The following is a 17,858-nucleotide window of genomic DNA, read 5'->3' as shown; positions in this document are numbered from 1 at the left end:
ATTCTCCGGGCCGCCAGGCCCGGCGAGTCATTCCGTACGCCGCATAAATCCGTGTCGGCTCAGTATGCCCTGCCCTTGTTCGCTCAAGATAAATGCTGCCAACCGCTGCGCACCGTCATCCAACAGGCATAAACCATAATCCGCCTCGATATCCAACGGTGGCGCCAGCGGCCGCACCGCCAACGCCGGGTAGGCCGCCAACGCCGGAGCATAGCTGGCGTAGCCGAGAAAAATATCTGCCTGCCCGCCGGCTATCAGATATTCCGCCGCCAGTCGGCCTGCCGGCACCGGGGCAGAATCTATCCCGCCGACTAACGGTAACGCCCGGCGGCGTAGCGCTTCCCCCTGCCCTGGCCAGTATTGCTCGCAGCGTTCAAAAAGCTGCAGCGCATAATCGCCGGAAGGATCCGCTCCCGGTGTCGAAGTGGCCAGCCGCCAGCGCGGATCGCACAATACCTCAGGAAGCGGACGCTCGGTTAATGCCGGCACGTTGCGAACCGTCACGCAGAGCCGATTGCGCGCAAAAACCTGTACCGCCCCCGCCATCCCGAGATCCGCCAATCTTTGCGGGTGCGCCACGTTGGCCGAGGCGAACAGCTGTGGCCGCTCGCCGTTCTCTATCCGTTGGCGCAACAACCCCGCCGGGCCGAATTCCGCCGAAACCTTTTGCCCGGTGTCGCGCTGAAATGCCGACAGCAGCGGCGTAAACGCCAGCCGCAGGCTGCCGGCGGCAAACAGCAGGATATCACTCATCATGTCGCTCCAATTGGCTGCGATACAACGGCACCAGCGTCGCGTAACGGCGGCCCGCCACCGTCAACGGCACCCGTTCGATCGCCAGGCCAAACAAGGGTGACAGGGAGAGTGCCGTTAACACCTCGCGGCAGGCACCGAGCTGGCTGCGCCCTTCCTTGCCCAGCAGCAAAGCCCGATCGGCCACCGCATGTGCATGGTTGGGCTGATGCGTGGAGAACACCACCGCCAACTGCTGTTCCCGCGCCAGGCGCGCCATCAGGCTCAACACCCGATCCTGGTAATGCAGATCCAGCGCCGAAGTCGGTTCATCCAGAATCAACACCTCGCAGCGCATTGCCAATGCGCGGGCGATCATCACCAACTGGCGTTGGCCGCCGGACAGGCTGCCAAACTCGCGCTCTGCCAGGTGCTGCAAATCCAACGACTGCAACGCTTCTCTGGCCAGCCGATGATCCTTGGCTGACGGTGAACGGAACAGGCCGACATGGCGTGCCCGCCCCATCAACACGATATCCAGCACCCGGTAGGCAAACGGCGGCGAAAAGTGCTGCGGGACAAAGCCCATCTCGCCGCAGCGCTCAATCTCGCCGGATTGCGGCGTCAGGCTGCCTAACAGCAGCTGCAGCAGCGTGCTTTTACCGCGCCCATTCGGGCCCAATACCGCCAGCACTTCACCGCGCCGCAGCTGAATATCCAGGTGTTGGAACAGCGGGGGCCCGCCAGGCCAGGCAAAATTCACGCCCCTGGCGGCCAATAACGCGTCAGTCATGCCAGCCTCTTACTTGCGCGCGGCGCAGCAGCAGTGCGAACAATGGCGCGCCAATCAGCGCGGTCAGGATGCCCAGCGGGATTTCGCTGCTGCTCAACGTGCGCGCCAAATCGTCGATCAACAGCATGTACAGGGCGCCTAGGCAAAGCGAAGCCGGCAACAGGCGCCGGTGATCCGGCCCCACCAGCCGTCTTGCGACGTGCGGGATCACCAAGCCGACCCACCCGATGCTGCCGCTGACCGCCACCTGAGCGGCCACGATGGCGGCACACAGCGTCAGTATCAGCCAGCGGGTACGCTCAACGTTGATGCCGAGCGCACCGGCATCTTCATCGCCTAACGACAGCAGATTGATGCGCCAGCGCAGCGCCAGCAGCAGACCGCCGGCCAACAGTAAAGGTAAAAACAGCATCAGCAGCTTTTGCCGATCGGCGGTGGCAAAGCTGCCGAGCAGCCAAAACACGATGCTCGGCAGCTTCTCTTCGGTATCCGCCAGATATTGCATCAGGCTAACGCAGGCGGAGAAAAAACCGCTGAGGATCACCCCCGCCAGTACCAACGAGAGAATATTGCGCCGTGCAATGGCGCTGGTGAGGGTGAAAATCAACAGCAGTGCCGCCATGCCGAAAACAAAAGCCGACAGCAGCAGCGCCGCCAACGGCAGGCTGAGCAGGATAGCCAGCGTACCGCCAAAGGCCGCGCCGGAAGACACGCCGATAATATGCGGATCGACCAGCGGATTGCGAAAGACGCCTTGCAAAGCCGCGCCACACAGGGCCAGCGCCGCGCCGGCGCCCATCGCCAACAGCACCCGCGGCAAGCGCACCCCCAGGATCACCTGGCGTTGGACAGCATCGATGCCGGCATAATGCTGCCCGGTGAATGGCTCCAGCAAAATCATCAGGCTGTGCGTAATCGGCACCTGAAAGCGGCCAACACCGAGCGAAAACAGCGCGCAGCACAGCGTCAGCAGCGCCAACCAACCCAGCTTCATTGCCCGCTCTGGCAACAGGTGGCGCGGTAATAGCGTTGATAGTAAGTATCGACCCGCTGCTGCAGATGGATATCGGCAAAACGCTGCGGGTAAAGTTTTTTCGCCATCCACAACTCACCCAACGCCATCGCCTCCGGCATCGGATATCCCCAGGCCTTGGCGTACTCCGGCATCAGGTAGACCCGCTTATTCTTCACCGCGTCAATCGGCTGCCACTGCGGTGACGTCAGGATCTGTTTCACCACGTCCGGGTAGCGTTCTTGCACGAAAATCACCGCCGGATCCCACTTCAGGACATCCTCGATAGAGACCTGTTTAAACCCCTGGATCTCTTTCGCCGCCACGTTGAGCGCACCCGCGTGCCGCATCATCAACCCGGTATATTTGCCGGCACCGTAGGTGGTGAGATCGGGGTTGGCCATATACACCCGCACCCGCCGATCGTCCGGCAGCGTGCCCAGCCGTTCGGCGACCAGGGCACGCTGCTGAGTGACGTCCTTAATCAGCGCTTCGGCCTGAGGCTGACGCTCCATCACCTCGCCAATCAGCCGAATACCGTCCTGCAGCCCCAGCGTATAGGCCCGATCTTCATCGCTCAGTTGAGGGTTCATTTTGCCCGCCTGATCGGCCGCCTCGCGGCGCAGCGAGATAGCCACCACCGGAATGCCCACCCGTTCGATCTGTGCAATCATTTCCGGCGGCGCATAGTTGGCCACAAACACCACCTGTGGATGCAGGCCGAGCAGGCTTTCAATATTCACCGAAGTCAGATCGCCCGGCATCGGCAGGGTTGCCAGCGTCGGTGCCAGCCGCAGGTAGTTTGGCCCCAGCTGCTTTTTCCAACTGCTAAGCACGCCGACCACTTGCGGCATCGCATCAAGCTGCACCAATAGGTTCAGCGTCTGGTGTTGCAACACCACGGCACGGGTAATGTGATCGGGCAGCGTGACCTGACGGTTGAGCTGATCGGTGACCTGGCGATCCGCCAGGGCGGCGGTAGAGAACAACGCGAGCGCCAGCATCAGGCGCGGGAGAAAGTTAAACATGGCAGTGACCGGTTGATTATCGTTATATATCTAATAATATAGCGATGAGCATGGCGAAACAATCAGCGAGATCAAACCCTATGCCATGTATACAGAAAGAAAAACGAGGAGATAACGATGGGAAAGAAACGGATCCGCCGGAACGCCGGCAGATCCTGAGCACCAGAACGAGCGCGTGAAAAGCGCTTATTGGCCGATAGACGTCAGGCCCTGGCGGATCCCTTCGTCAGCCTGCTGGCACCACGCCTGCAGCCCCTGCGGTGCTTCCTTCTTCAACGCGACCACTTTGCCGTCGTCGTTCAGCACATTGCCTTCACGCCCCATCGCTTCACGCTTGTCGCCGTCGCGGGTATCAACGCCGCCCGGAATAGCCGCCACGTAGGCCACCATTTTCTTGGCATTGTCGATGCTCTCCGCTTTCAGGAAACCTTTATCGACGCAGTAGGACATCAGCCCGGCGGTATTACGCGTGATGTCATAGACGTTCTTCAACGCGGCAGGATCCATCCCTTCGGCATTGGCGGTGTTAAACAGGCCCAGAGTCGCGGCAATCATGCCGGTCAGAATGCTCTTTTTCATTGTTATCTCGTTTTAATAATGAAGTAGTTAATTTTTAATTATTCACAAAAAAATGTGAATACCGCTACGATATAACGGCGGCCTAGATTAACACAACACTAACGCGTTAATAACTGTGGTTAAGTTAGCGCCTAATAAAATAAAAACGCATGGTGGGGTTATTACTTCCTCCCGGCGTCAGTTTTTTACGTTCGACATTGACCGCGCTCAATTCAAATTTAAAATAGTCTCATCATGGAATTATTCGTAACGAAATCGTTGGCCCGCGGTCAATCACGTTCCGCACTTTGCCAACCCGCCCCGTCGTGGCATAGCCTGTTAAGACGCGCCATGCCATAGTGGAAGGGGATTCGCTTGAACCCTTCCGTCCGGCCGCCGCAATGCGACGATAAAACCCTTCTCGATATCACGATGAATTTATATCTTTATCCGGCGGTGCTTATTGCGTACCGCTTGGGCATCTTTGAGTTTATTGCTCAGCCCCCCGCAGCCTGGCCAATATATGCACTCAGGCCAATCTGGAAAGACGCCCAGCGGAAACGTTGGCCATGGCGCTATTGGCATTGAAATTGATCGCCAGAGACGGCGATACATTCTCTCTCTAGCCGGAAGCGGAAACCTTTTTGTTAAAAAACAACCCGCATTACTTCGGTTATTTTTGGGATTTGATGATTGAAAACAGCGAGATTTTCTCGCTGAAAAACCTGGAAAACGCCATCAGAAAAAATACCTCGCCGATCTACGACGAGCAGGAGCTGTTCGAAGCGCATACGCTCGACGCCGACAGAATGCGGCGTTTTACCCACGCCATACCCAGCCTGAGCGTGGGATCGGCCAGCGTTTGGCCGCGCTGCCCCCCCTCGCTCGGCGCTGGATATCGCCGACCAACTGCTCGACGTCGGCGTCGGGCCTGCTCAATTACTGCCGTCGCTCGGCTACTACAGCATCGTGACGGCGCAAAAAACCCAGGCTTAGCGGTTCACCGAACGCGCCATGCGGCTGTAGGTGTGGCGCACGCCGCGAATCGCCACGCTGTAGGCGAAGATGTTTTCCGGCAGCGCCAGCCCCAGATAGCCGGTATCGCCGATATGGTGCAGGTCCGCGCCGGCCATTTTGCTCATCAGCGCAATCTGCCGCACGGTCTGCACGTCGGCCCCCTCTTGCGAGGTGCCGATCGCCGTCATCGCCAGCGCTCCCTGCCGCTGGGCATAGGCGATCAGCGCCGCCACTTTTTCCTGCGACATGCCGGGAATGGTGCCCGGCGCCGGCAACAGCACGATGTCGGCACCGTTTTCCACAAACAGCGTGATGTCCTGCTCGCCGATCAGCTGGCTGCCGCTTTCGCGCACAATGCCGGCGCCGTGCATCTTGCCGGTCACCAGCACCATCTCGTCGCCCACTTCATCGCGAATCGCTTTCAGCGCGGCGGCGATCGCCTGATTGCTGACGCCGTTGTTCGGGTTGCCGGTCAGCACCAGCATGCGCGCGCCGAGCTGATACAGCTTGCGGGCATTCTCGGCGGTGGCGGCGCGGCCCGCCGTCATCTGCCAGAAGTCGTTATGTTCGGTGGCGAAAGCCGGATCGACGGCCTCCAGGTTCACCCCGATCACCCGCCCGGTCAGGCGCTGCAGCGTGCGCAGCGCCTCCTGCGGCGGCACGTCGGCGGGCAGGCCCGCGATATGCGGACGATCGACGTCGAACAGGTTCAACAGCAGCAGGTCGGCGCCCTGGCTGGCCGCCAGTTCGGCGTTGGTGACGTTATTGAGCAGCGGCTGAGTGACCGCGATGGTTTCGCTGACCAAGATGCGCCCTTCGCTGGCGCGGATGGCATAGAGCAGATCGGCTTTGCCGATATCGGCCAGATCGCTGGCGCTGCAGTCCAGATAGCGTTTCATGAGGCAAGCTCCGGTGACGTTAGCGGAAAGGGATGGATGCCCCCTCTCCCACCGCAGTGAAAGAGGGGGAAAAGGTTACTTCAGCGTAAAACTTTGCGCCTGCACGTTGTCGGAATCCAGGCCGACGAACACGTTGAATTTGCCCGGCTCCGCCCCCCATTTCAGGCTGGCGTTGTAGAACTTCAGATCGTCTTCGCTAATCGGCAGCTCAACCTGCTGCGACTGACCGGCCTTCAGCGTCACTTTCTTGAAGTTGCGCAGCTCTTTCACCGGGCGGCTGACCGAGGCGGTCACGTCCTGCAGATACAGCTGCACCACCGTGGCGCCGTCGTACTTGCCGGTATTCTTCAGCGTGACGCTGGCGGTTAACTTGCCGTTGCGCGCCATCGTCGGGCTGGACAATTTCAGGTCCGACAGGCTGAAGGTGGTGTAGCTCAGGCCGTAGCCGAACGGATACAGCGGGCCGTTCGGCGAATCGAAGTAGCGCGAGGTGTACTTGCCCGGATTCTCCTTGCCGAACGGCCGGCCGGTGTTCAGGTGGTTGTAGTACATTGGGATCTGGCCGACCGAGCGCGGGAAGGTCATCGGCAGCTTGCCCGACGGGTTGTAATCGCCGAACAGCACGTCCGCCACCGCGTTGCCGCCCTCGGTGCCGCTGTACCAGGTTTCCAGCATCGCGTCCGCCTGCTCGCTCTCCCAGCTCAGCGCCAGCGGCCGGCCGTTCATCAGCACCAGCACCAACGGCTTGCCGGTGGCTTTCAGCGCGGCAATCAGATCGCGTTGGCTCTGCGGGATCGTGATGTCGGCGCGGCTGGAGGCCTCGTGCGCCATACCCTGCGATTCCCCCACCACCGCCACCACCACGTCGGCCTTGTTCGCCGCCTGTACCGCTTCGTCGATCATTTGCTGCGGCGAACGGGTATCGAACGCCACCGCCGGCTCATACTCGTTCAAATAGTCGATGATGCCTTTATCCTGCGTGACGTTGGCGCCCTTGGCGTACAGAATGCGCGCCTTGTCGCCCACCGCCCGCTCCAGCCCCTCACGCAGGGTGACCGACTGCTTGACCACCCCGGCGGCCGACCAACTGCCCATCACGTCACGCTGGCTGTCGGCCATCGGCCCGACCAGCGCGATGGTCGCCTGCTTGCTCAGCGGCAGCGTCTGCTTATCGTTCTTCAGCAGCACCATCGTCTTGCGCGCCACCACCCGCGCTTCGGCGCGGTGCAGGCGGCTTTCGGCGTTGGTGTCCTGCGGATCGGAACCCGCCGGGCCCAAATGCACGTAAGGATTGGTGAACAGCCCCATGTCGTATTTGGTGTTCAGCACGTCGCGGCAGGCGCGGTCGATATCGCTTTCAGACACCAGCCCGTCTTTCACCAGGCCCGGCAGGTATTTGTCGTAAAACTCGTCGCTCATGCTCATGTCGACGCCGGAGGTGATCGCCAGGCGCACCGCGTCGCGCGCATCGGCGGCCACGCCGTGTTTAATCAGCTCTTTGATCGCGCCGTGGTCGCTGATGGTGATGCCTTTAAAGCCCCACTGCTCGCGCAGCAGATCTTTCAGCAGCCACGGGTTGGCGGTGGCCGGCACGCCGTTGATCGCGTTGAGCGACACCATTACCCCGCCGCTGCCGGCGTCCACCGCCGCTTTATAAGGCGGCAGATAGTCCTGATGCATGCGCAGCGGGCTCATGTCGACGGTGTTGTAATCGCGGCCGCCTTCGACGGCGCCGTACAATGCAAAGTGCTTGACGCTGGCCATCACCGAACCGGGTTTGGCCGGATCGCCGTTCTGGAAACCGTCGACCATCACCTTGGCGATTTTCGAGACCAGCCAGGTGTCTTCGCCGAAGCCTTCGGAAACCCGGCCCCAGCGCGGATCGCGGGTGATATCGACCATCGGCGCGAAGGTCATGTTCAGGCCGTCGTCGCTGGCCTCTTGCGCCGCGACCCGGGCGCTGAGCGCGATGGCTTCCAGATCGAAGCTGGCCGCCAGCCCCAGGCTGATCGGGAACACGGTGCGCTGACCGTGCACCACGTCATAGGCGAAGAACAATGGGATTTTCAGGCGGCTGAGCTGCATCGCCTGATCTTGCATCACCCGGATATCCGGCCGGGTGACGGTATTGAAGATGGCGCCGATCTGCCCTTTGCGAATTCCCTCGCGGATCGCTTCTTTCGGGTTATCCGGCCCGACGCTGATCAGCCGCAGCTGGCCGATCTTCTCTTCCAGCGTCATCTGCTTCATCAAATTGGACACGAAGGCGTCGCGCTGCTGGGCGTGAATGCCCTGCGTTATCGGCGTTTCCTGCGCAAAAGCCGGACTGAGGGCCAGACCGGACAACATACTCACCACACAAAGCCATTTCATCTTGTTTTATCTCAGGCGTGTTTCCGCCGCTAAAGCCGCGGGGTTTAATCGGAGTGAAGAAACAGTTTGCCACACTCTGTTTCATCGCCAAGGGAATTCGCATCGCTAATGTTTACAAAGCATTACAGGTCATCGGCAGGTAATTCTGTAGCCGGGCGCGGCTGTCGGCGGCCTCCGCCGCCAGAAAATCGACCAGCGCGGTTAACGTCGGCGGCGCCACCGTGCGTTCAGGATAGACCAAATAATAGGCCGCGCCGCTGCTGACGCAGAGCGGGAACGGCGTCACGATACGCTGCGCCTGAATATCCTCCTCCAGCAGGCACAGATCGCCGATGGCGATGCCAAACCCCTGCAGCGCGGCGCTCATCGCCAGATCGAGGGTATCAAAATGCTGGGCCTTGCCGGACGGCAACGCATCGGCGCCCGCCGCCTTCAGCCAGCGCAGCCAGTCGCGCCGATCGCGCGTCGGGTGCAGCAGGGTTTTGTCCGTCAAATCCGTCAGCCGAGGCGCCGGCGGCAGGAACGTCGGCGTGCAGACCGGCGTGAGGATTTCATCGAACAGCAAGTGCGCGGTCAGCTTTTTACCCGGCGGCCGGCCGAATACCACCGCGGCGTCAAACTGCTCGGTACTGAAATCCAGGCCGTGCGACACCGAGGCGGTCAGCTCGATATGCATGTCCGGCCGTTCATTTTGCAGGCGAATGATGCGCGGCAGCACCCAGCGCATGGCGCAGGTCGGGCATTTGATGCGCAGCGCCCCCGGCGGGGCGGCGGCCCGCGTCAGGGCTTCATCCAACTGCCCCAGCGCTTGCTGCACCGGCGCCAGAAGCTGCGCGCCCTGCGGCGTCAGCGCCAAACCGCGCGCCTGACGGCTGAACAGCGGATAGCCCAGACGCTGTTCCAGCCCGAGAATTTGCCGGCTGACCGCCCCCTGCGTCAGGTGCAGCTGCCGGGCGGCATGGGTAAAGTTGAGGCGTTGCGCCACCACCACAAAGGTTTTCAATACGTCGAGCGACGGTAGGGATATCGGCATAGCGTGCCTCGATTAGGTATGATCGTAGTGCATGGCAAGTATGACAAACTTTCCCTTGTCCGCCTACGCCGGCTGATGCTTAATCGCTCAACACTTCCCTGTTTGCCTGGAGCCCATCATGCAGAGCGCCTGCTCATCCCGCTCGAAGCTGCCGGACGTCGGCACCACCATCTTCACCGTCATTGGCCAACTCAGCGCCGAACACCAGGCCCTCAATCTGTCGCAGGGCGCGCCCAATTTCGCCGGAGACCCGCAGTTGATCGAGGCAACGGCACAAGCCATGCGCGCAGGTCATAACCAATACGCGCCGATGAGCGGCGTGGCGGCATTACGTGCTGCTCTGGCGGAAAAAGCTGAACGATTGTATGGCGCGCGCTATGACGCCGACGAAGAAATCACGGTGATCGCCAGCGCCAGCGAAGGGCTGTACTCGGCGATCAGCGCGCTGGTGCATCCCGACGACGAGGTGATCTATTTCGAACCGGCGTTCGACAGCTATGCGCCGATCGTGCGCCTGCAGGGCGCCACGCCGGTGGCGATCAAACTGTCGCTGCAGGACTTTCGCGTCGACTGGGACGAAGTGGCCGCCGCCATCAACGGCAAAACGCGCATGATCATCGTCAACACGCCGCACAACCCGACCGGCGCCGTGTTCGACGCGCAGGATATCGACCGCCTGACCGCCCTGACCCGCGACACCGATATCGTGATCTTGTCCGACGAGGTCTACGAGCATGTGGTGTTCGACGGCGATATTCACCACAGCATGGCGCGCTATCCGCAGCTGGCCGAACGCAGCGTGATCGTGTCGTCGTTCGGCAAAACCTACCACGTCACCGGCTGGCGCGTTGGCTATTGCCTGGCGCCGGCGGCGTTGATGGACGAGATCCGCAAGGTGCACCAGTTCATGGTGTTCTCCGCCGATACGCCGATGCAGTACGCCTTCGCCGCCGCGCTCGCCAATCCGCAGAGCTACCTGGGGCTGGCGGCGTTTTACCAACAAAAGCGCGATCTGCTGGCCAGCGCCCTGCAGGATTCGCGCTTTGAGCTGCTGCCCAGCCGCGGCAGCTTCTTCATGCTGGCCCGCTTTAGCGGCTTTAGCCACGAAAGCGACAATGATTTCGCCGTGCGCTTGATCCGCGAAGCGAAGGTAGCGACGATCCCGCTGTCGGCGTTCTACAGCGACGGCACCGATACCGGCCTTATTCGGCTGAGTTTTTCCAAAGATAACGAGACCCTGCTGGAAGGCGCGCGCCGTCTGAGCCAGGTGTAATTTTTTGTCCGACCATGGGAAAGGGGCACTGCCTATGAAAGCTTTGAAAACGCTGTTCGCCGCCGGATGCCTGCTGGCCGCCGGCTCTTCTCTGGCGGCGGAAAACAGCCTGCGTTTCGGCCTGGAAGCGCTGTATCCGCCGTTCGAATCCAAATCCGCCAGCGGCAAACTGGAAGGGTTCGACATCGAGCTGGGCGACGCGGTGTGCGCCGCCGCGCAGTTGCAATGCAGCTGGGTGGAAACCTCGTTCGACAGCCTGATCCCGGCGCTGCAGGCGCGCAAGTTCGACGCCATCAACTCGGCGATGAACGTGACCGAACAGCGGCGCCAGGCGATCGCCTTTACCGACGCCATCTATCAGGTGCCGAACCGCCTGATCGCCAAGGCCGACAGCGGCCTGCTGCCGGACGCCAAAGCGCTGGCGGGCAAACACGTGGGCGTGCTGCAAGGCTCGATTCAGGAGATTTACGCCAAAACCCATTGGGCGCCGGCGGGCGTGGACGTGGTGTCTTATCAGGATCAGAATCAGGTTTACCTTGACCTGGCGGCCGGTCGGCTCGACGCTACGCTGGTGATGGCACCGTCGGGGCAAAGCGGCTTCCTGTCGCAGCCGGACGGCAAGGGCTTCGCCTTCGTCGGCGAGGCGGTGCGCGACGACAAGATCCTCGGTGAAGGCATTGCCTTCGGCCTGCGTAAAGGGGATGAGGCGCTGAAGAAGAAACTGGATGCCGCCATCGCCAAAGTGAAACAGCAAGGCACGGTGACGGCGCTGTCGAAGAAGTATTTCGGCGATATCGACGTGACGGTGAAGTGATGGACGGGGGCGGCACCGCCGCCCCCTGCCGCGTTTAGCGATCGAACACCGAACTGTTCAGCGCGCGATCCTGCTGGTGGCGCTCCAGCGCCAATTCGATCAGGCGCGTGATCAGCGCCTGGTAGCTGACGCCACTCGCGGCCCACAGCTTGGGATACATGCTGATGTTGGTGAAGCCCGGCAGCGTGTTGATCTCGTTGATCACCACCTGGTTATCCGGCGTCAGGAACACATCCACCCGCGCCAGCCCGAAGCACTCCAGCGCGCGGAACGCCTTCAGCGCCACCTCACGGATGTGGTCGCTCACTTCCGGCGCGATCGCCGCCGGCACCACCACCTGAGCACCCTGCTCATTGATGTATTTGGTGTCGTAGGAGTAGAAAGCGTCGCTCAGCACGATCTCGCCGCACACGCTGGCCTGCGGATCGTCGTTCCCCAGCACCGCGCACTCGATCTCGCGGCCGACGATCGCCGACTCCACCAGCACTTTGTGATCGAAGCTGAAGGCCAGTGCCACCGCCGCGTCAAACTCGGCGCGGTTTTCCACCTTGCTGACCCCGACCGACGAGCCCTGGTTGGCCGGCTTGACGAACAGCGGCAGGCCGAGGCGCTCGCTCAGTTGCTCAAATGTGAACCCGGCGCGGTTGGCGCGGGTCAGGGTGACGAAAGGCGCCACCGCCAGCCCGGCGTCGCGCAGCAGGCGCTTGGTCACGTCTTTATCCATGCTGACCGCCGAGCCGAGCACGCCGGCGCCGACGAACGGCATATTGGCCATGCGCAGCAGCCCCTGCAGCGAGCCGTCTTCCCCCAGCGTGCCGTGTACGATCGGGAAAATGACGTCGAGCTGGCCCAGCGCACCGGCGCTGCCCGCTTCGATCAGCTGCTGTTTTTCCTGGCCCGGGATCAGCGCCACGTTCTTGTTCGAGCGGTTCAGCGCGATCAGCGCCGGGTTCTCGGCGTTGAGCAGGTAGTTGGAGGCGTCGTTGATGTGCCACTGCCCCTGTTTGTCGATCCCCAGCAGCGTGACGTCAAACTTCTCTTTGTCGATTGCATCCACAATGTTTTTGGCCGACTGCAGCGACACCTCATGCTCCGCCGATTTACCGCCAAAAATCACCCCAACACGTAGTTTAGTCACGCCTTAAATCCTTCTGAAAAAATCATGGCAAAAAAGTCGTTCATCACAATAAACGCATTGCCTGGCGGCGGCAATCGTTGTTGCCAGAATCTTCTTACGCCACGGAATGCCACATCGCGACCATCCTAAACGTATACACTTCATATATTGTTTACTTATGGAGACGCCGATGGGCATCGTAAAAATTTCGGACGCGCTGCATGACGATCTGCGCCTTGCCAGCCTGACCATGACGCGTTCGATCAACGCGCAGGCCGAGTACTGGATCAAGATTGGCATGCTGGCGGAGTTCCATCCGGAACTGACTTACCCACAACTGGTAAAAAAAATGATGAAAGATAACGCGCTGACGCTGAAGGAGATTGTCGGGTGAAAGAGATTGTGATTAAAACGCCGGAAGAGATTGCCAAAATGCGCCATTCCGGCGCCCTGCTGGCCAAAGTGTTTGCTATGCTCGATGAGGTCATCGTCGAAGGCATCTCCACCATGGAGATCAACGACCGCGCCGAGGCGTTTATCGTCAAAGAACTGAAATCGCGCCCGGCCAGCAAGGGGCAGTATGATTTCCCCTATGTGCTCAACACCTCAATCGACGACGTGGTGTGCCACGGGGTGCCGTCGGCCAGCAAAATCCTGCGTTCCGGTATGATTGTCAACGTAGATATCACGCTGGAAAACGGCGGCTACATCGCCGACTCCAGCAAGATGTACTGCATCGGCCAGGTGACGCCGCTGGCCAAACGGCTGGTGAACAACGTCTATGAATCGATGTGGCAGGGCATTCGCGCGGTGAAACCGGGCGCCACCCTGGGTGATATCGGCCACGCCATCCAGCGGCATGCCGAGCAGGCCGGCTACAGCATCGTGCGGGAGTATTGCGGCCACGGCATCGGCCGCGACATGCACGAAGAGCCGGCGGTATTGCACTACGGTCAACCCGGCAGCGGTCTGGTGCTGCAAGAGGGCATGGTGTTCACCATCGAGCCGATGATCAACCAGGGCGACCGCCGCATCAAGCAGAAGAAGGACGGCTGGACCGTGGTGACGCGCGACAAAAAACTGTCGGCGCAGTGGGAACATACCGTGGCGGTCACCGCCGACGGCGTGGAGATTCTGACGCTGCGCGACGAAGAGCGCCGCGCCAGCTACGCCGAACGCTACTAAATACGCAAGCCATTAGCTTAACAAGCTGATAGCTTAATAAGTTATTCACTTGATAACCTCTTAGCTTATGTGCGGCACTCCGGCGCCGCGGTTAAAGCGACGGAGATGACAGGGAGACAGGCAGTATGCAGTCAGGCAATCAGACGTTTATCAATCAGCTCAAAGACATCGTCGGCGGCCCGCAGCTGTTGACCGGCGATCGCAACACCGAGCGGTATCGCAAGGGGTTCCGCTCCGGCGAAGGCCAGGCGCTGGCGGTGGTGTTTCCCACTAGCCTGCTGCAGCTGTGGCGCATTTTGCAGGCCTGCGTGGCTGCTGACAAAATCGTCATTATGCAGGCCGCCAATACCGGCCTGACCGAAGGGTCAACCCCCAGCGGCAACGACTATGACCGCGACATCGTCATCGTCAGCACTCTGCGCCTCGATCATATTCAGGTGCTGGACAACGGCAAGCAGGTGGTCGGCTTCCCCGGCAGCACCCTGCACCACCTCGAGAAATTGCTCAAACCCTACGGCCGCGAACCGCATTCGGTGATCGGCTCCTCCTGCATCGGCGCCTCGGTGATCGGCGGCGTATGCAACAACTCCGGCGGCTCGCTGGTGAAACGCGGCCCGGCCTATACCGAAATGGCGCTGTACGCCCAGTTAGGGGAAGACGGCCAGCTGCGCCTGGTGAACCATCTGGGCATCCGGCTTGGCGACACGCCGGAAGAGATCCTCACCCGGTTAGAAAAAGGCGACTATCGCCCGACAGACGTCGAGTACGGCGAGTTGCGCGCCTCGGATAACGAATACGCCAGCCGGGTGCGCGACGTCGATGCCGACACCCCTTCCCGCTTCAACGCCGACAAACGCCGCCTGTACGAAGCTTCCGGCTGCGCCGGCAAGCTGGCGGTGTTCGCGGTGCGGCTCGACACCTTCGAGAAAGAAGGCAAAGAGCAGGTGTTCTATATCGGCACCAACGACACCGCGGTGCTGACCGAACTGCGCCGCCACATGCTGAGCAAATTCGAAAACCTGCCGGTGGCCGGTGAATACATGCACCGCGATATCTTCGATATCGCCGAGGTGTACGGCAAAGACACCTTCATGATGATCGACAAGCTCGGCACCGATCAGATGCCGCGCTTCTTCACCCTGAAAGGCCGCATGGATGCCAGCCTCAACAAGCTGCCGCTGCTGCCGCACAACCTGACCGATCGGCTGATGCAGGGCCTGAGCCATCTGGCACCGAGCCACCTGCCGAAGCGCATGAAGGAATACCGCGAACGTTTCGAACACCACCTGCTGCTGAAGATGGCCGGCCCCGGCGTAGACGAAGCACAGCGCTACCTGACCGACTATTTCGCCCAGGCCGAAGGCGCCTTCTTCGCCTGCACTCCTGACGAAGGCAAAAAGGCCTTCCTGCACCGCTTCGCCGCCGCCGGTGCCGCCGTGCGCTACCACGCGGTGCACGCCGACAAGGTGGAGGATATTCTGGCGCTGGATATCGCCCTGCGCCGCAACGACACCGACTGGTTTGAAACGCTGCCGCCGGAAATCGACAGCCAGCTGGTGCATAAGCTGTATTACGGCCACTTTATGTGCCACGTCTTCCATCAGGACTACGTGGTGAAAAAAGGCGTGGACAGCCATGCGCTGAAAGAAAAGATGCTCGAGATCCTCAACCGGCGCGGCGCCGAGTACCCGGCGGAGCATAACGTTGGCCACCTGTACCACGCCAAACCGGATCTGCAAACGTTCTACCGCACCGCCGATCCAACCAACAGCTTCAACCCTGGCATCGGCAAAACCAGCAAACGCAAAGGCTGGGCCGAAGACCCCCGCTAAACGCCTCACGATCGGCCCGCCGCCGCACCCGGCGCGGGCCTCATCTGCCCTACCTGCCTCATCGCGATCTTTCTGCGCCTTTAAAGATGCATTTTTATTGCAACTTATAAAATTCCCGATTACCATTCACCCCATCATCGCAAATGAGAATTAATTACAAAGCTGTCATGACGGATACATGACATCCGCCGTGGCATTCACCGCGAAGTTAATGAGAAGGAACCTACCATGAGTCAAACCCTCGATTCCGCCCAGCTGCTGGCCGCGCTCGATAAAGTGATGGTGATCTCCACCACCGATCTGCAGGGCACCATCACCTACGTCAATGACCTGTTCTGTCAACTGACCGGTTTTTCCCGGGAAGAGCTGGTGGGCCAGCCCCACAGCATCGTGCGCCACCCTTCCGTGCCGAAAGCCGTTTACAAAGCGATGTGGGACACCATCAAGGCGGGCGGTATCTGGACCGGCATCATTCCGAACGTCGGCAAGGGCGGCGTGCTGTACGTGGTCGACACCACGGTGCAGCCGCTGTATGACGCCCAGGGCAATATCGAGGCCTATATCAGCATCCGCCGCGTGATCAACGATCTGATGACCGACTTCGAATCGGTGGAATTCGCCAAAGAACAGTTCGACAACCACTACGACAAGTAACCGCTATGGCCGACATCATCGAACGCATCCTGATTGGTTACGGTTCGGAGTCGGGCAACGCCCGGGCGCTGGCGATGCGCCTGGGCGAGCAAAGCAGCCTGCAACCCTACCGCCCCATGGTTAAAGAACTCAACGCCATCCAGCCCGCCGATGTGGGCGAGCGTGACATCCTGTTGATCGTCTCGAGCTCATTTGGCGACGGCGAACCGCCCGCCAACGCCGAGCGTTTTTCCGACGCGCTGGCGCAATGGCCGGATCCCCCTCGGTTGCGCTACGCCATCTTTGGTCTCGGCGACACCGCGTACCCGCATTTCTGCGGCTTCACGCAGGCGCTGGATGCGCGCCTGACGCAATACGGCGCCCGCGCCATCGTCAATCGCGTCGACGCCGACGTTAACTTCGAACCGTTCTTCACCACCTGGCTGACGACGCTGGGTAAGGTGCTGGCCGGCGATGCCCAGGCGGGTCGCGACTTGCATCTGCGCGTGACCGCCTACGGTGAAGACCATGCGTTCAGCGCCGCCCTCCTCGAACGACGGCCGCTCAGCGCTCGCACGCCGCAAGCCTGGCATCTGCGGCTGAATATCGCCGGAAGCGGCATCGTTTACCGGGCGGGAGATACCGTCTATCTGTTGCCGGAGAACGACGAAGGATTATTGTCCCGGCTGGCAGACTGGCTCGGCAGGCCGGAGGCCGTCGACGCGCTGCGGCGCCGGGAGCTGCGCCAGCTCAGCAAAACGACGCTGCGCGAACTGGCGCAGTTGGCCGACAGCGAAGAGCTCAAAGGCCTGCTGAAGATCCGTCAGCGCAAAGCCCTGGAGAGTTATCTGTACGGCGCCGATCTGCTGGACGTGCTGCACGATTTTTGCCCGCCGCACGCGATCACGCTGGAGAACCTGTTGGCGCTGCTGCCCGTTTGCCTACCGCGCGCCTACTCCATCGCTTCGGCAACGCGGGAAGAGAGCCTCGATCTGTGCGTTCGCGACGTGCGTTATGAACGCGGCGGCCGCACGCGGCGCGGCACGGCAACCGGCTGGCTGCTCAAGCATCCCGGTCCTTTCCGCCTTTTCTGCCGCGCCAACCCCGGCTTTTACCTGCCGCGCGACACCGCCTTGCCGGTGCTGCTTATCGGTACCGGTACCGGCATCGCACCGTTGATTGGCTTACTGCGCGAAATGGCCGCCCAGGGCGAACGGCGTGAAACCGTCCTGATCTTCGGTGAGAAAAGGCGCGATGAAGACTTCCTGTATGGCGAGGAGTTGGTCACGCTGAACGCGACGGGCGTACTCACACGGCTCATCACGGCATTCTCGCGCGACGCCGCCGACAAGTATTACGTGCAACACGCCATCGACGATCGCGCCGATGTCGTCAGCGGCCTGCTGCAGCGGGGCGCGCATGTCTACCTGTGCGGCAATCGTCAGTATCTGGAACATGCCGTGGCGACGGCGCTGGAGCAAGCCTGCGGGGCGGAAAACCTGTGGCAGACGCTGATCGAGCAGCAGCGCCTGCACCTGGAACTCTATTGAAACAGGACG

Annotated in this window: 16 protein-coding genes; 7 read left to right on the top strand and 9 right to left on the bottom strand. The window is 61.1% G+C overall.

All coding sequences use genetic code 11. The features are described 5' to 3' along the window. Positions 1–27: 27 nt before the first annotated feature. The 8 genes from GUC32_RS06380 to GUC32_RS06345 all read right to left on the bottom strand — a co-directional run bounded on the left by GUC32_RS06380 (position 28) and on the right by GUC32_RS06345 (position 9,445). Positions 28–753: a substrate-binding domain-containing protein gene (locus tag GUC32_RS06380; protein ID WP_025301983.1), complete on the bottom strand. Its 726-nt coding sequence runs from the start codon at positions 751–753 to the stop codon at positions 28–30. After that, on the bottom strand, positions 746–1,525 hold the full coding sequence (locus GUC32_RS06375) for an ABC transporter ATP-binding protein (RefSeq protein ID WP_369435620.1): 780 nt from the start codon (positions 1,523–1,525) through the stop codon (positions 746–748). The genes GUC32_RS06380 and GUC32_RS06375 overlap by 8 nt, the downstream gene beginning before the upstream one ends. Next, positions 1,518–2,519: an iron ABC transporter permease gene (locus tag GUC32_RS06370; protein WP_049295215.1), complete on the bottom strand. Its 1,002-nt coding sequence runs from the start codon at positions 2,517–2,519 to the stop codon at positions 1,518–1,520. Before GUC32_RS06370 ends, GUC32_RS06375 begins: the two co-directional genes overlap by 8 nt. Further along, positions 2,516–3,565 (bottom strand): ABC transporter substrate-binding protein, encoded by a 1,050-nt coding sequence (locus GUC32_RS06365; protein WP_025301980.1) that lies wholly within the window; start codon positions 3,563–3,565, stop codon positions 2,516–2,518. The genes GUC32_RS06370 and GUC32_RS06365 overlap by 4 nt, the downstream gene beginning before the upstream one ends. Positions 3,566–3,751: 186 nt before the next feature. Beyond that, positions 3,752–4,144, bottom strand: coding sequence for a hypothetical protein (locus GUC32_RS06360; protein WP_369435619.1), 393 nt, complete (start codon positions 4,142–4,144; stop codon positions 3,752–3,754). Between the two features lie 971 nt (positions 4,145–5,115). After that, positions 5,116–6,039: a haloacid dehalogenase-like hydrolase gene (locus GUC32_RS06355; RefSeq protein WP_369435618.1), complete on the bottom strand. Its 924-nt coding sequence runs from the start codon at positions 6,037–6,039 to the stop codon at positions 5,116–5,118. Between the two features lie 75 nt (positions 6,040–6,114). Then, positions 6,115–8,412: a beta-glucosidase BglX gene (gene bglX / locus GUC32_RS06350; RefSeq protein ID WP_089195635.1), complete on the bottom strand. Its 2,298-nt coding sequence runs from the start codon at positions 8,410–8,412 to the stop codon at positions 6,115–6,117. A gap of 112 nt (positions 8,413–8,524) precedes the next feature. Next, positions 8,525–9,445 carry a LysR substrate-binding domain-containing protein gene (locus GUC32_RS06345; RefSeq protein ID WP_049208943.1) on the bottom strand — a complete coding sequence of 307 codons (921 nt, stop codon included), beginning with the start codon at positions 9,443–9,445 and terminating at the stop codon, positions 8,525–8,527. 118 nt (positions 9,446–9,563) lie between these two features. Between GUC32_RS06345 and GUC32_RS06340 the strand changes: the two genes are divergently transcribed. Then, positions 9,564–10,718 (top strand): methionine aminotransferase, encoded by a 1,155-nt coding sequence (locus GUC32_RS06340; RefSeq protein WP_369435617.1) that lies wholly within the window; start codon positions 9,564–9,566, stop codon positions 10,716–10,718. A gap of 34 nt (positions 10,719–10,752) precedes the next feature. Beyond that, the gene (locus GUC32_RS06335) at positions 10,753–11,532 is read left to right on the top strand and encodes an ABC transporter substrate-binding protein (protein ID WP_033633826.1); all 780 of its coding nucleotides are present in this window, start codon (positions 10,753–10,755) and stop codon (positions 11,530–11,532) included. A gap of 34 nt (positions 11,533–11,566) precedes the next feature. Here GUC32_RS06335 and ddlA read toward each other — a convergent pair whose 3' ends face one another. Next, the gene (gene ddlA, locus GUC32_RS06330) at positions 11,567–12,670 is read right to left on the bottom strand and encodes a D-alanine--D-alanine ligase (protein ID WP_015377061.1); all 1,104 of its coding nucleotides are present in this window, start codon (positions 12,668–12,670) and stop codon (positions 11,567–11,569) included. A 169-nt stretch (positions 12,671–12,839) separates the two neighbouring features. On the opposite strand from ddlA, the gene GUC32_RS06325 reads away from it, so the two are divergent. The 5 genes from GUC32_RS06325 (at position 12,840) to GUC32_RS06305 (ending at position 17,849) form a co-directional block, all read left to right on the top strand. After that, entirely contained in the window at positions 12,840–13,043 is a 204-nt protein-coding gene (locus tag GUC32_RS06325) for a ParD-like family protein (RefSeq protein ID WP_006324220.1), read from the top strand. Continuing rightward, positions 13,040–13,834 carry a type I methionyl aminopeptidase gene (gene map, locus GUC32_RS06320; RefSeq protein WP_311271907.1) on the top strand — a complete coding sequence of 265 codons (795 nt, stop codon included), beginning with the start codon at positions 13,040–13,042 and terminating at the stop codon, positions 13,832–13,834. The genes GUC32_RS06325 and map overlap by 4 nt, the downstream gene beginning before the upstream one ends. A gap of 125 nt (positions 13,835–13,959) precedes the next feature. After that, entirely contained in the window at positions 13,960–15,666 is a 1,707-nt protein-coding gene (gene dld / locus GUC32_RS06315) for a D-lactate dehydrogenase (RefSeq protein ID WP_043136819.1), read from the top strand. A 228-nt stretch (positions 15,667–15,894) separates the two neighbouring features. Further along, positions 15,895–16,320, top strand: coding sequence for a PAS domain-containing protein (locus tag GUC32_RS06310; protein ID WP_023447580.1), 426 nt, complete (start codon positions 15,895–15,897; stop codon positions 16,318–16,320). A gap of 5 nt (positions 16,321–16,325) precedes the next feature. Continuing rightward, on the top strand, positions 16,326–17,849 hold the full coding sequence (locus GUC32_RS06305; protein WP_025301972.1) for a sulfite reductase flavoprotein subunit alpha: 1,524 nt from the start codon (positions 16,326–16,328) through the stop codon (positions 17,847–17,849). Positions 17,850–17,858: the final 9 nt, after the last annotated feature.

Origin of the sequence: Serratia sp. NGAS9, from assembly GCF_009905295.1 — a bacterium.
Classification (GTDB): Bacteria; Pseudomonadota; Gammaproteobacteria; order Enterobacterales; family Enterobacteriaceae; genus Serratia; species Serratia bockelmannii.
The sequence above is the reverse complement of the archived record's forward strand: the minus strand, read 5'-3'. Positions and strand labels throughout refer to the sequence as shown.

Excerpts from the sequence above, each read along its gene's own strand:
- GUC32_RS06335 (WP_033633826.1), top strand. The coding sequence starts at position 10,753 with ATGAAAGCTTTGAAAACGCTGTTCGCCGCCGGATGCCTGCTGGCCGCC.
- GUC32_RS06345 (WP_049208943.1), bottom strand. The coding sequence starts at position 9,445 with ATGCCGATATCCCTACCGTCGCTCGACGTATTGAAAACCTTTGTGGTG.
- GUC32_RS06340 (WP_369435617.1), top strand. The coding sequence starts at position 9,564 with ATGCAGAGCGCCTGCTCATCCCGCTCGAAGCTGCCGGACGTCGGCACC.
- GUC32_RS06360 (WP_369435619.1), bottom strand. The coding sequence starts at position 4,144 with ATGAAAAAGAGCATTCTGACCGGCATGATTGCCGCGACTCTGGGCCTG.
- GUC32_RS06375 (WP_369435620.1), bottom strand. The coding sequence starts at position 1,525 with ATGACTGACGCGTTATTGGCCGCCAGGGGCGTGAATTTTGCCTGGCCT.
- GUC32_RS06310 (WP_023447580.1), top strand. The coding sequence starts at position 15,895 with ATGAGTCAAACCCTCGATTCCGCCCAGCTGCTGGCCGCGCTCGATAAA.
- dld (WP_043136819.1), top strand. The coding sequence starts at position 13,960 with ATGCAGTCAGGCAATCAGACGTTTATCAATCAGCTCAAAGACATCGTC.
- GUC32_RS06380 (WP_025301983.1), bottom strand. The coding sequence starts at position 753 with ATGAGTGATATCCTGCTGTTTGCCGCCGGCAGCCTGCGGCTGGCGTTT.
- GUC32_RS06305 (WP_025301972.1), top strand. The coding sequence starts at position 16,326 with ATGGCCGACATCATCGAACGCATCCTGATTGGTTACGGTTCGGAGTCG.
- GUC32_RS06355 (WP_369435618.1), bottom strand. The coding sequence starts at position 6,039 with ATGAAACGCTATCTGGACTGCAGCGCCAGCGATCTGGCCGATATCGGC.
- GUC32_RS06365 (WP_025301980.1), bottom strand. The coding sequence starts at position 3,565 with ATGTTTAACTTTCTCCCGCGCCTGATGCTGGCGCTCGCGTTGTTCTCT.
- GUC32_RS06325 (WP_006324220.1), top strand. The coding sequence starts at position 12,840 with ATGGGCATCGTAAAAATTTCGGACGCGCTGCATGACGATCTGCGCCTT.
- GUC32_RS06370 (WP_049295215.1), bottom strand. The coding sequence starts at position 2,519 with ATGAAGCTGGGTTGGTTGGCGCTGCTGACGCTGTGCTGCGCGCTGTTT.
- bglX (WP_089195635.1), bottom strand. The coding sequence starts at position 8,412 with ATGAAATGGCTTTGTGTGGTGAGTATGTTGTCCGGTCTGGCCCTCAGT.